Source organism: Paeniglutamicibacter sp. GQ140 (assembly GCF_059759235.1).
In genome coordinates this window covers 38714-51505 of sequence record NZ_JCAXDW010000016.1, presented here as the reverse complement: position 1 = coordinate 51505, position 12792 = coordinate 38714, and the positions used below count along the sequence as shown (strand labels likewise).

At 67.4% G+C, this 12792-nt stretch carries 11 protein-coding genes; 5 read left to right on the top strand and 6 right to left on the bottom strand.

What is annotated here, in order from left to right; genetic code table 11:
• Window position 1 precedes the first annotated feature (1 nt).
• Window positions 2–1009, bottom strand: a complete 1008-nt coding sequence (locus tag AC6CHY_RS18100) for an asparaginase (protein WP_498227692.1) — start codon at window positions 1007–1009, stop codon at window positions 2–4.
• 5 nt (window positions 1010–1014) lie between these two features.
• Window positions 1015–1635, bottom strand: a complete 621-nt coding sequence (locus AC6CHY_RS18095) for a class I SAM-dependent methyltransferase (protein WP_498227690.1) — start codon at window positions 1633–1635, stop codon at window positions 1015–1017.
• Window positions 1636–1788: 153 nt separating this feature from the next.
• Between AC6CHY_RS18095 and purD the strand changes: the two genes are divergently transcribed.
• Together purD and AC6CHY_RS18085 are read left to right on the top strand one after the other, a co-directional pair.
• Window positions 1789–3075: a phosphoribosylamine--glycine ligase gene (gene purD / locus AC6CHY_RS18090; RefSeq protein WP_217390203.1), complete on the top strand. Its 1287-nt coding sequence runs from the start codon at window positions 1789–1791 to the stop codon at window positions 3073–3075.
• The gene (locus AC6CHY_RS18085) at window positions 3076–3981 is read left to right on the top strand and encodes a phosphoribosylaminoimidazolesuccinocarboxamide synthase (protein ID WP_217390205.1); all 906 of its coding nucleotides are present in this window, start codon (window positions 3076–3078) and stop codon (window positions 3979–3981) included.
• 108 nt (window positions 3982–4089) lie between these two features.
• Here AC6CHY_RS18085 and AC6CHY_RS18080 read toward each other — a convergent pair whose 3' ends face one another.
• From AC6CHY_RS18080 to AC6CHY_RS18065, 4 genes are all read right to left on the bottom strand, one after another.
• Window positions 4090–5898, bottom strand: coding sequence for an ABC transporter ATP-binding protein (locus tag AC6CHY_RS18080; protein ID WP_498227687.1), 1809 nt, complete (start codon window positions 5896–5898; stop codon window positions 4090–4092).
• Window positions 5895–7727: an ABC transporter ATP-binding protein gene (locus AC6CHY_RS18075; RefSeq protein ID WP_498227685.1), complete on the bottom strand. Its 1833-nt coding sequence runs from the start codon at window positions 7725–7727 to the stop codon at window positions 5895–5897. The genes AC6CHY_RS18080 and AC6CHY_RS18075 overlap by 4 nt, the downstream gene beginning before the upstream one ends.
• Before the next feature lie 90 nt (window positions 7728–7817).
• Complete coding sequence (locus AC6CHY_RS18070; protein WP_498227683.1) at window positions 7818–8783, bottom strand: metallophosphoesterase; 966 nt, start codon at window positions 8781–8783, stop codon at window positions 7818–7820.
• Entirely contained in the window at window positions 8776–11109 is a 2334-nt protein-coding gene (locus AC6CHY_RS18065; RefSeq protein ID WP_498227681.1) for a transglycosylase domain-containing protein, read from the bottom strand. The genes AC6CHY_RS18070 and AC6CHY_RS18065 overlap by 8 nt, the downstream gene beginning before the upstream one ends.
• 37 nt (window positions 11110–11146) lie before the next feature.
• Between AC6CHY_RS18065 and sp36 the strand changes: the two genes are divergently transcribed.
• The 3 genes from sp36 to AC6CHY_RS18050 all read left to right on the top strand — a co-directional run bounded on the left by sp36 (window position 11147) and on the right by AC6CHY_RS18050 (window position 12773).
• The gene (gene sp36 / locus AC6CHY_RS18060; protein WP_181578252.1) at window positions 11147–11302 is read left to right on the top strand and encodes a Sp36 family protein; all 156 of its coding nucleotides are present in this window, start codon (window positions 11147–11149) and stop codon (window positions 11300–11302) included.
• Window positions 11303–11323: 21 nt separating this feature from the next.
• Window positions 11324–11800 carry a RidA family protein gene (locus AC6CHY_RS18055; RefSeq protein WP_217390216.1) on the top strand — a complete coding sequence of 159 codons (477 nt, stop codon included), beginning with the start codon at window positions 11324–11326 and terminating at the stop codon, window positions 11798–11800.
• 97 nt (window positions 11801–11897) lie between these two features.
• A complete protein-coding gene (locus AC6CHY_RS18050; protein WP_254456319.1) occupies window positions 11898–12773 on the top strand; it encodes an NUDIX hydrolase in 876 nt (291 codons plus the stop codon).
• Window positions 12774–12792: the final 19 nt, after the last annotated feature.

The following is a 12792-nucleotide window of genomic DNA, read 5'->3' as shown; positions in this document are numbered from 1 at the left end:
CTCAGGAATCCAGCAGGTCCAGCACTTGCGCCGGCAGGCGCACTGAACCCACCGGGGCGCCGCCGCCGAGCATCGGCCTGGTGAGCTTGGCCAGCACATCGGAGAGCTGGCCGGTGGAAATGGCGCCGGCGTTGGCCAGCAGGGTCAGGCCCAGCAAATCGCTGCCGCGGCCCGAACCGTCCTGTATCTTCACGGCCACCGCCGTGCCGTTGGGGGCCGCGAGCATCAGCACGCCCTCGGCGCCGAGCTTGGCAATGACGCCCAGGTCCTCCATCACCACGGAGTTGGGCAGGCCATGGCCCTGGACCGCCCACGGGTAGTCCAGCATCGCGGTGGCGATGGTTGCAGCCCGCGCATCTGCGTGCTTGTTGCCCGGGGCCTGCGCCAGCTTGGATGCCGCGCGGGCAAGGCCGGCCAGGGAGATCACCGGGACCGGCGCCCCGCATCCGTCCACGCCCAGGTGTGCGATCTTTTCCCCGGCGTATTCCTCGATGACCTCGATGACCCGTTGCTGCAGCGGGTGGTCGGGGGAGAGGTAGGTCTTGGTGTCCCAGCCGTTTTCGGTGCAGGCCCACAGGAATGCGGCGTGCTTCCCCGAGCAATTGAACGACAGGGCGGACTCCTGGAGCCCGGCCCGCACCCTTTCGGTGCGTGTTGGGGCATGTGCGGGCCAGGAGGCGGGGCACATCAGGTCCGCTTCGCTCAGCCCGGCCTTGGCCAGCATGGATTCAACAACGTCGGTGTGTTCGGTGCTACCCACGTGGCTGGCCGCGGCCAGGGCCACCTGGGCGCCACGCAACGGGACCCCGCACTGCATGGAGGCAAGTGCCTGGAAGGGCTTGAGCGCGGAGCGCGGGTACAGCAGGGTGTTGGGGTTTCCCAGCGCGGTGAGCACCTCGCCCGCGGCGTCGACGACCACGGCGCAGCCGCGGTGTCGGGATTCCACGAAGCCGTTGCGCTCGAGCACCACAAGGTCAACGGTTTCGGAGGCAATCAAGGTTTCGGGCATGTGAGCTAGTTTACGCTCTGGGCGCGTTGCAGCAGCGCAACGACGAAGTCCGAGTCCCGGCCCAGCGGCCGCATGTCCCAGGTGGAGAAGCGGGAACTGATATCCAGCCCGGCCGCTGCCGCATCGGCCTCGAGGTCAGTCAGGGCGTAGTCCCTGAGCAGCGAGAAGCCCACCACCAGGCGGCCCCCGGGTGCCAGGTGGTCGGCCAGGGCCTTGAGCACCTCACCGGCGGTGCCCGGGGCCACGAAGGCCAGGACGTTTCCCGGGGAGACGACGACGTCGAATGTCTCGCGGGCACCGGAGGACGTGCGCAAATCCAACGATGCCAGGTTTCCCTGCAGCCAGCGGGAACCGGGGAAGTCGGCCCGGGCTGCGGCCAGAAGCTCGGCATCCAGGTCGACCCCGGTGACCTGGTGGCCGCGCGCCGCCAGTGCACCGCCCACCCTCCCGGTTCCGCAGCCGGCATCGAGCACGCGCGCGGCGCGCGGGAGCATCGCGTCGACGAACCGCGCCTCGCCGTCAAGGTCCGCCCCGGATTCGCGCAGCTGCGCAAAGCGGTCGATGTAGTTCCTGGCCTGCTTCGGGTCCTGGCGGGCCTGCCGCTGCCACAAGGTTTCCTTCTCCATGTACATGAGCATAGGCGCAGCGCGCCGCGGCCGGGGGACCGGACGCCGACTGCCGGCATGGGAGGGAGGCCGGCGTGCGACGTTGCCGCGAATACGTCGGTCCCGTGACTCCGGTGGACGCCGTCGGGGCCGGAACCGGTAGGCTTAAGCCTCGTGAAGGTACTGGTTATTGGCCCCGGCGGCCGCGAACATGCACTGATCCGCGCTTTGGCTTCGGATCCCTACGTCACCGACCTGCATTGCGCACCCGGCAATGCCGGGATTTCGCGTGATGTCACCACCCACCCCATCGATGCCCAGGACCCCGCAGCTGTGGTGGCACTGGCCCGGGAACTGGGTTCGGACCTGGTTGTGGTCGGCCCCGAGGCACCCCTGGCGGCAGGTGTGGCGGACGCCCTGATCGCCGCCGAGATCCCCGTCTTTGGTCCCACCAAGGCAGCGGCCCAGCTGGAGGCCTCCAAGGCCTTCGCCAAGACCGTCATGGCCGAGGCGGAAGTGCCCACCGCGATGGCCAGGGTGGCAACCAACGCCGCCGAGGCGGCCGAGGCGCTTGACGCCTTCGGCGCCCCGTATGTGGTCAAGGACGACGGCCTGGCAGCCGGCAAGGGAGTCGTGGTCACCTCCGACCGCTCCGAGGCCCTGGCCCACGCCGAGACCTGCTTCGAGGCAGGCGGCACCGTGGTCATCGAGGAGTTCCTCGACGGGCCGGAGGTCTCCCTCTTCGTCATCTGCGACGGCACCCACGCCGTCCCGCTGGCCCCCGCCCAGGACTTCAAGCGCATCTTCGACGGCGACGAGGGCCCGAACACCGGCGGCATGGGCGCCTACTCGCCGCTGCAGTGGCTGCCCGCCGGCTTTGTGGACGAGGTCATGGAACGCGTCGCCTACCCGACGCTGCGCGACATGGAACACCGCGGCACCCCCTTCACCGGGGTGCTCTACTGCGGCCTGGCCATCACCACCCGCGGGATCCGCGTCATCGAGTTCAACGCACGCTTCGGCGACCCCGAGACCCAGGCGGTGCTCGCGCGGCTGAAGACCCCGCTGGGCGGGCTGCTGATGGCGGCCGCCAAGGGTGAACTCGACGATGCCGAGCAACTGCATTGGCGCCCCGAGACCGCCGTCGGCGTGGTCATGGCCGCGGAGAACTACCCGGAGTCGCCCGTCAAGGGTGCTGCAATCCAGGGCATTGACGCCGCCGAGGCCATCGAGGACGTCTCGGTGCTGCACGCCGGAACCACCAGCAACGACGCGGGCGAGGTCGTCGTCGACGGCGGCCGCGTGCTGGCGGTCGTTGGCCTGGGCGCCGACCTCCATGCCGCCCGCGAGAAGGCCTATGCCGGCGTGGCAGCCATCTCCTGGGACGGCGCCCAGCACCGCACGGATATTGCGCTGAAGGCCGCCAACGGCCAGATCAGCGTCTCGGAAGGAACACACTAAATGTCAGGCCTGCAAACCGAAACCCTGGTTCTGCCGGGTTGGACGCACCACTACTCGGGCAAGGTCCGCGACCTCTATGTCCCGGCGGGCTCCAGCTTCGAGGAGACCGACCGCGTGCTGGTCGTTGCCAGCGACAGGATCAGCGCCTTTGACTTCGTGCTGGAATCCGAGATCCCGGACAAGGGCAAGGTGCTGACGCAGCTGAGCCTTTGGTGGTTCGAGAAGCTCTCACAATTCCCCAACCACGTCATCTCCACCGACGTGCCCGAGGCCGTCGCGGGCCGGGCCATGGTCTGCAAGAAGCTGGACATGTTCCCGATCGAATGCATCGCCCGCGGCTACCTCACCGGCTCCGGCCTGGCCGAGTACAAGGACCGCCAGACCGTGTGCGCGCTGCCGCTTCCGGCGGGCATGGTGGACGGCTCCAAGCTGGAACCGGCGATCTTCACCCCCTCGGCCAAGGCCGAGGTCGGGGAGCACGACGAGAACATCACCTTCGAGGAGACCGCCGCCCGCATCGGCGGGCAGCAGGCCGCCGACCTGCGCGACGCGACCCTGGCCCTGTACACGCGCGCCGAGGAGATCGCCCGCACCCGCGGCATCATCCTGGCCGACACCAAGGTCGAGTTCGGGATCGACCCGGCCAACGGCGAGATCACCCTGGGCGACGAGGTGCTCACCCCGGATTCCTCGCGCTTCTGGGATGCGACGACCTACGAGCCCGGGAAGGCGCAGCCGTCCTTCGACAAGCAGTTCGTCCGCGACTGGCTCACCTCCGAGGACTCGGGCTGGGACAAGGACTCCGGCCAGGAACCGCCGGCGCTGCCGGCGGAGATCGTGGAGCGCACCCGCGCCCGCTACATCGATGCCTACGAGCGCCTGACAGGGCTGGCCTTCAGCGCCTGATCCGTCAGGCGGGAAACGGCCCCGGAATTCCTTCTCCTCCGGGAGGGGGAATTCCGGGGCCGTTGTCGTTGTCCCGTTGCCGCCGTACCGCCCGGGGTTCGGCGGGGATCAGACCAGTGAGTCGCGCCAGGCCTTGTGCAGGGCGGCGAAGCGGCCCGCGGAGCCGATGAGCTCGGCCGGGGAACCGTCCTCGACGATCCTTCCGTCATGGACCACCAGCACCCGGTCCGCGATCTGCACCGTGGAAAGCCGGTGCGCGATGATCAGCGCGGTGCGGTTTCCCAGCAGCGTCTGCAGCCCGCGCTGCACGGCGCGTTCGGAGGGGATGTCCAGCGAGCTGGTCGCCTCGTCAAGGATCAGCACCGCGGGGTCGGCCAGGAACGCCCGGGCGAAGGAGATCAGCTGGCGCTGGCCCGAGGAGACGCGCCCGCCGCGCTTGTTCACGTCGGTGTCGTAGCCCTCGGGCAGCGCGGTGATGAATTCGTGGGCGCCCACGGCCCGGGAGGCCAGGATGATCTCCTCGATGCTGGCCCCGGGCTTGCCCAGGGAGATGTTCTCGGCGACGGTTCCGGAGAACAGGAAGGCCTCCTGGGTCACCATGACCACGTGCCGGCGCAGGTCGTTGTTGGCGATTTCCGCGATGGGCACCGAATCGAGCGTCAGCGAACCGGAGCGCAGGTCGTAGAACCTGGCAATCAGCTTGGCCAGGGTGGACTTGCCGGCACCGGTCTGCCCGACCACGGCAACCGTCTGCCCCGCGGGAATGGACAGGTCGAACCTGTCCATGACGACCGGGCCGTCGCCGTAGCCAAAGACCGCGTCGGTGAACTCCAGCGCGCCGGCGACCTGCTCCAGCGGCCGCGGCTTGGCCGGCTCCACGACGGTGGGTTCCTCCTCGAGCAGCCCGGAGACCTTTTCCAGCGCCGCGGTGGCGGACTGCAGGGACTGGTAGAACATCGCAATGTTCTCCACCGGCTGGAACACGCGCTTGGTGGCCAGCAGCAGCGCCACCAGCACGCCCACGCCCAGCTCGCCGTCCAGGATGCGGAACCCGCCCCAGGCCAGCACCGCAGCCACCGACAGGTTGCCGATGAGCACCAGGGACGGCTGCAGCACCCCGAAGAGGTTGATGGAGCGGATCGAGTTGTCGCGGTATTCGCCGGCGACCTGCGCGTAGCCAGCGTCGTTGGCGCGCTCCTTGCGGAAGGCCTTCACGGCGCGGATGCCGGTCATGGTTTCCACGAAGGAGCCGATGACCCGGGCCGAGACCACGCGCGACTCGCGGTAGACGAGTTCGGAGCGCTTCTGGTACCAGCCGAAGAGCAGCCAGATGGGCACCGCCGCGATGACGACCACCAGGCCCGAGCGCCAGTCGAGCACGAAGATGGAGACCAGGGTGAAGAGCACGAAGACCGCCGCCGAGGCCAGCTCGGAGATGCCCTGGTCGAGCAGTTCCCGCAGCGTCTCCAGATCGGAGGTCTGGCGGGAGATGATGCGCCCGGAGGTGTAGTTCTCGTGGAATTCCAGGCTCAGGCGCTGGGTGTGCCGGAAGACGCGCAGCCGCAAGTCCAGCAGCATCGCCTGGGAGATCTTGGCGGTGCACAGGATGTACCAGCCCAGCAGGGTGCCGGCGGCGATCGCCGAGAGCACGTAGGCGCCTCCGGTGATGCCCAGGGCCGCCCAGTTGCCCGCGGTGACCTGCGGCAGGCCCCAGTCGATGGCCCAGGCGATGATCAGCGGGAAGGCGACGCGGGCTGCATTGGAGACGACCACCAGGACCACGGTCAGCACCAGCATCCGCTTCTGGCTGCGTGCCAGGGTGGCCAGCAGCTTCCAGGAGCGGGCGCGCACGCGCTTGCGTTCCTCCCTGGAGAGCGTGATGGCGTCCTCGTTGGCAACGCCGATGTTCGGGCTCATGCTAGTGGACCGCCTTGCCTTGGGATCAGGTCGGATTCCTCGTCCTCGAGGCTGGCGATGACGTAGCGGTAGTGCTCGTTGCGTGCCAGCAAGTCCGAGTGCGTGCCGACGTCGTCGATGGCCCCGTCCTTGAGCAGCGCGACGCGGTCGGCCAGGGCAACGGTGGAGGGCCGGTGGGCCACGATCAGCGTGGTGGTCCCGGCCAGCGTGCTGCGCAGCCGCTGCGTCACGGCTTTCTCGGTGCGCACGTCCAGGGCGGAGAGCGGGTCGTCGAGCACCAGCACGCGCGGCCGCGCGGCGATCGCCCGGGCCAGGGCGATGCGCTGGCGCTGGCCGCCGGAGAGGGACAGCCCCTCCTCGCCGATGACGGTGTCCAGGCCCTGCGGCAGCGTGCGGGCGAATCCGGCCTGCGCGGTGTCGATGGCGTCATCCAGCAGGGCGTCAAGTTCCGGGCCCTCCAGCTCGGGGGCGCCGAGCAGCACGTTGTCGCGGATCGAGGAGGAGAACAGGATGGTGTCCTCGAACGCGACGGCGACGTCGCGGCGCAGCTCGACCAGGTCGCGCTCGCGCACATCCACCCCGTCGATGAGCACCTGCCCGCCGGTGGCGTCGTAGAGCCGGGGGACCAGCTGAAGCAGGGTCGACTTGCCGGTGCCGGTCATCCCGACCAGCGCCATGGTTTCCCCGGGGCGAACGTGCAGGTTGATGCCGCGCAGGGTGGGCGCGGCGGAGTCGGGGGTGTCGGGGAAGCGGAAGGCGACGTCGCGCAATTCCAGGTCGCCGCGCGGGTCCCGCGGGGACACCGGCGAGGCGGGGGAGGTGATGGTGTTCTGCGTGTCCATGACCTCGAAGTGCCGGTCCAGGGCGGTCTTGGTCGTCAGCGTCATGCCCATGAGCATGCCCATGTTCTCGACCGGGCCCGCCAGCACCGTGGCGGTGGCGAAGAAGGCAACGAGCGCGCCGACGCTCAGCTCGCCCTGGGAGGTGAGCCACAGGCCCGCCACCAGGCCCAGGCCCAGGGTGGTCTCGGGGATGGCCACCACGAAGAGGATGAAGCCGGCCAGGGTCCGGGCCTTGGAAACCTCGGTGTCGCGCAATTGCTCGGCGCGCGAGTTGAAGCCGTCGTACATGTGGCGGCCGCGGCCAAAGGCCTTGATCACGCGGATGCCGTGGACCGATTCCTCCACGGCCGTGGCCAGGTCCCCGGCCTGGTCCTGGCTCAACCGGCTCGCCGCACGGTAGTTGGTGCGGAACTTGAACGCCTTGATGGTGATGGGGATGGCGCCGGCCAGGTAGATGGTGCCCAGCACCCAGCTGGAGTTGAACATCAGGGTCAGGCCGACGATCACGGTGACCGTGGAAACCACCAGCATCATCGCGCCGAAGGCGAGCCAGCGGCGCAGCAGGCTTAGGTCCGCCATGGACCGCGAGAGCAGCTGGCCGGAGCCCCAGCGTTCGTGGAATGCCACGGGGAGTTGTTGCAGGTGGCCGTACAGGCGCACCCGCAGCTGGGTTTCCAGCCGGGCGGCGGGGGTGATCACGAACTGCCGGCGCAGGAACACCAGCAGCGCCTCGAGGGCGCCGAGCGCGGCGACCAGCCCGACGGCCAGCCAAACCTCGGAGCTCCTGCCCTCGGGGTGCAGCACGTTGTTGACCAGCCAGGCCAGCACCTGCGGGATGGTCAGGGCGACGACGCCGGCGGCCAGTGCGCACAGGAACCCGAAGAACAATCGGGGCAGGATGGGCTTGACGAAGGGAATCAGCCGGGCCAGGGTCCTGCCCAGGGAGGGAGTTCCCGCCGCGGGGGCGTGTCCTTGTTGTACTGCCACCGGTGTCCGACCCCTATCCCCGCGCATGGTTTCGCTTCTGCGAATACCCTACAGTGTGGGGTTGGGATTCTTCAATCGGATGCGGCGCCCCTAGCCCTGCGCGGTAAGCGTGAGCAGGATGGCCTCCGGCGGGCAGGCGATCCGCACCGGCGCGAAGCGCGATGTCCCGATGCCCGCGGACACGTTCAGCGGCGTGCTCTTGCCCGCGAAGTCCCACTGCGTGAGCCCGCTCGCCCGCCATGTCGGCAGGTCGCAATTGGTCACCAGGGCGCCGTAGCCCGGGATGCAGACCTGGCCGCCATGGGTGTGCCCGGCCAGGATCAGGTCGGTGCCCGCCTCCGTGAACCTGTCCAGGACGCGCTGGTACGGGGCGTGGGTGAGCGCGATGCGAAGGTGGGGGGCGGCGCCGGAGCTGGCGGAGCCGGCCGGCCAGCCGGCAAAGCGATCCAGGTCCAGGTGCGGGTCGTCCACGCCCGTGAAGTCCAGGCGCGTGCCCTTCACCGCCATGGAATGGTTCCTGTTGGTCAGGTTGACCCAGCCCGCAGACCCGAAGGCGCGGTGCATTGTTTGCCAGGGCAACTGGTAGCGGGGGGAGTTGCGCGGCGTGTCAGCGCGCTTGCCGAGGTAGCGGAAGGGGTTCTTGGGCTTGGGCCCGAAGTAGCAATTCGACCCGGGCACGAAGGCCCCGGGGAACGCCATGAGGGGACCCAGCGCCTCAAGCAGTGCATCCAACCCGTCCATGTGGCCCAGGTTGTCACCGGTGTTGATGACCAGGTCCGGTTCCAGGTCCGCCAGCGAGGCCAGCCAGCGGCGCTTGAGTTCCTGGCCCGGAACCATGTGGATGTCCGAAAGGTGGAGCATCCGGATCGGGGAGGAACCCGGGGGCAGCAATGCCAGCGATTCCTCGCGCACGCCGAAGCGCGTGGTCTGGCCCAATCCGTAGCCAAAGGCGATTCCGGCACCGGCGGCCGCCGCACCAGCCGCCAAAGCGGCCCCACGCACAGTGCGTGAGACCGCTTCGGGCAGCGCGGAAGAAATCCCGAAGGAACTAGTCATCTTCGGTCTTCTTCGGAGGGTTTGGCGTGTCTCCGCTGTTCCCCTTCGGCTTGGGGGTCGCGGTTGCCTTCGGGGCTTCCGTTTCCTTGGGCTTTTCGGTTTCCTTGGGCTCCGTTGACTCGGAGCTCGCCGAATCCGATTCGTCCTCTTCTTCCTTTTCGACCTTCTTTGGGGCCGGCGGCTTGGGAGCGGACTTGGCCTTGCCGAAGGACTCGGCCGGGTAGAGGTCCCCGACCTTCTTCATGTAGTTGGTCCACAGGGGTGAGGCCCACGTGCCGGAGTCGACCCAGCGGCGGCTGATCCCGTCGATTTCGACGTCCCGGGTGGACTTGCTGCGGTTCTCGTCCCAGCGACCGACCCATGCCGCGGAGGCCATGCCGGTGGTGTAGCCCACGAACCAGGTCGAGTTGGCATCGTTGTTGGTACCGGTCTTGCCGGCGATCGGGTAGCCGATGGCGCCCTTGGTCACCTTCTGCTTGGCGATCTTCGTCATGGTGCCGTTCATGTCGGCGACGACCTGCGGGCTGACCGCCTGCTCGCAGGCGACCGGCTTGACCTTGTACGCGGTGCCGGTGGCATCGGTGACCGAGGTCAGCGCCCGGTTCTCGCAGAACTCGCCGTTGTTGGCCCACGTTGCGAACGCGGTGGCCTGCGCCAGCGGGGTGATCCGTGCGGAACCGATCACGAACGACGGGTTGATCGGGGAAATCGGCTGCGCCCTGGTGGTCTTCTTGCCGGTGGACAGGTCGAAGTAGTTGTCGTAGTCGATCAGGCCCAGGCGTTCGGTGCCCTCGGCAATGGCGCACAGGTCCAGCTTAGAGGCCTCGGTCACGGTGGCGGTGTTCACGGAGTTGAACAGGCCGTAGTCAACGGTCATCGAGGACGGGTAGCCCGTCACGGCGTTGGCCGGCGACCAGCCGCCGCCCTTGCCGTCGTCGGCAGTGGTGTAACCGCGGGGGAGGCAGGAGGCCTTCCACCGGAATGAGGCAGGGTAGTTCTTCTTGTTGGGTGCGCTGACCCGGTCCCACATGTTGCGACCGGCCTCAAGCCACGCCATGGTGGTGTACGGCTTCATGGTCGAGCCGCCCTGGAAGCCGCCGGCCCCGCCGAGCGCGGATTCCACGGCGAAGTTGTACTCCGTGAATTCCTTGCCCTTGGCCGGGGAATAGGTCTTGTTCTGGCCCATGGCCAGGATGTTGCCGGTACCCGGTTCAACCGTCACGATGGCGGCGCCGATGTTCGACTTGTCGTCGGCGGGGATCATCGCCTTCGACTGCTTTTCCGCTTCCTTTTGCAGGCGCGGGTCCAGCGTGGTCTTGATCGTCAGGCCGCCGCGGTACAACAGGTTCTCGCGGTCCTTCTTGGTCTTGCCGTATGCCTCATCCGTGGTGATCAGCTTGGTGACGTAGTCGCAGAAGTAGGCGGCCGAATCGGCGGCGATGCAGCCGGACTTGACCTCGTTCGGCTTGACACCCAGCGGGGACTTCACGGCCTTGTCGTAGGCCTTCTTGTCGATGGCACCGGTGCGAAGCATGGCAGCCAGCACGGTGTTGCGACGCTTGAGGCTACGTTCCGGGTACTTCTCCGGGTTGTAGGCGTTGGGCAGCTGGACCATGCCGGCGAGCATCGCTGCCTGCTGCAGGTTCAGGTCCTTGGCGTCCACCGAGTAGAAGCGCTGGGCCGCGGCCTGGATGCCGTAGTTGCGCCCGGAGAAGAGCACGAGGTTCAGGTACCCCTCGAGGATCTCGTCCTTGCTCATCTCCTTTTCGATGGAGATGGCGAGCTTCGCCTCGCGGGCCTTGTCGGCAATGTCCTTGGAGCCGGAAATCGTCATCTCCGAGCGATCCACGCCGTTGACGACGTCGGCATTGACCAGCAGGTTGTTCACGTACTGCTGGGTCAGCGTGGAGGCGCCTTGCTGGGACGAGGAAGTGAAGTTGTTCACCGCCGCGCGGGCGATGCCGCGCACGTCGACCCCGTTGTGCTCGTAAAAGCGCTCATCCTCGATGGAAATGATCGCCTTCTGCATGACCTTGGAAATGTTCTTCAGCTTGACCGGTTGCCGGTTTTCCGAGTAGAACGTCGCAATCGTCGAACCGTCCTTGGCCAGGATCTTCGAGGGCTGCGCAATCGGCTCGCCCTTGAAGCTTGCCGGCAAGGCGTCGAAAATCTCGCTGCCGGCGTTTGCACTGCTGCCGGCAAGGGACGCAATCGGGACCATGAGCCCTGCCGCAAGGACGCCACTCAAGGCGCTCACCCCAAAGAAGGCAACGATCTTGCCGAGGGTGGTAGCCGTATCAAAAAACGGGGACTTTTTAGCTGCCATACCCACTAGTTTACAAGGACGCGCTAACGTATCGGTTATGACCAAATGGGAGTACGCCACTTTGCCGCTCATTATTCACGCCACGAAGCAGATCCTGGACCAGTGGGGAGACGACGGCTGGGAGCTTGTAGCCGTCGTTCCCGGCCCCAATGGAAATGCACCGGTCGCTTACCTCAAGCGTCCCAAGGCCTAAGTAGAGAAACGAGAAAAACCCATGCAACAACAGACTTCTTCAGCGATTGAGGCACGCCTGGCCGAGCTCGGCCACGCACTGCCCGCCGTCGCAGCCCCGGTGGCCGCCTACGTGCCGGCCACCATCACCGGCAACCTCGTCTACACCTCGGGTCAGCTGCCTTTTATTAACGGGGAACTCACAGTCACCGGCAAGGTCGGGGCGGCTGTTTCCGCCGAGGCCGCGGCGGGCCAGGCCCAGGCCTGCGCGCTGAACGCACTGGCCGCCATCAAGGGCGTCATTGGCGACCTGGACCGCATTGTCCGCGTCGTGAAGGTCGTGGGCTTCGTGGCCTCCGACCCGTCCTTCACCGGCCAGCCTGCCGTCATCAACGGTGCCTCCGAATTCCTCGGGGCCGTGCTTGGCGACAAGGGCCTGCACGCCCGTTCGGCCGTCGGAGTTGCCGCACTGCCGCTGGACGCGCCGGTCGAGGTTGAACTGATTGTCGAGTTTGCGTAACAACTCCGAAACCGGTGGCCCCGTGAACGAGAATCCCGTGGCGAAGCCACGCAATCCGTCCACGGGGCTGCTGCGCCGACTTTTTGACCTTCCGCCGATGCAATATGACGCGGCGGAAAATTGGGTTTCCTACGGAAGCCGCACCCCGCGGGCGACGCGCCCGGCCTCCTCGGTGGTGCTGATTCGCGACTCCCCAAAAGGTGTCGAAACTTACCTTGGATATCGTCCCGGCGGTTCGCCGCTCGGGAGTGTCGCATTCCCCGGGGGCAGCCTCGAAGACGACGATGAAAATGAAATACCTTGGTACGGACCCAGCCTGGCCGAATGGTCAAAGCGCCTGGGTATCCTTGACCAACGACTGGTCAGGGCGCACATCGTGTGCGCCATCCGGGAACTATTCGAGGAAACAGGCGTGCTGCTGGCCGGCACCGACGAGTTGTCGGTGGTCGAAAACTGCGACAGTGAAGACTGGATGGCCGTGCGCGAGGCCGTCGCAGGGCAGGACAAGTCCCTGAAGGACGTGCTGATGAAGCGCGGGCTGGGCCTGCGCACGGATCTGCTGCGCCCGCTGTCGCACTGGATCTCCCCAAACTTCGCGTTGCGCCGCTTCGACACCCGCTACTTTGCCGCCGCACTGCCGGTGCGCCAGGAGCCCTCGCTCCTGCGCGGCAAGGGCGTCTGGGCTGCCTGGAAGGTGGCCGGCGAGGTCATCGAACAACGCACCACCACGGCATTGGGAGACGAGGCGGGGGCACCGGACACCCAGGGCCTGCCTTTGAGCATGATCACAACGCCGGCGGTGGAGGTCTTCCTGGAAAAGATGGCCTCCGCCCGCGGCGCCGTCGCCTACCTCTCGGTGCGTCGGGAACTGAAAAGCTACCACCCCGAACTCGTCCAGGTGGGCGGGAAGTTCTATCTCGACGTGACCACCACGACCGCCGCCGAGGGCGGCGGCCTGGGCCGCGGCCGCTAATCAGCCTTCCCGTCGCCTC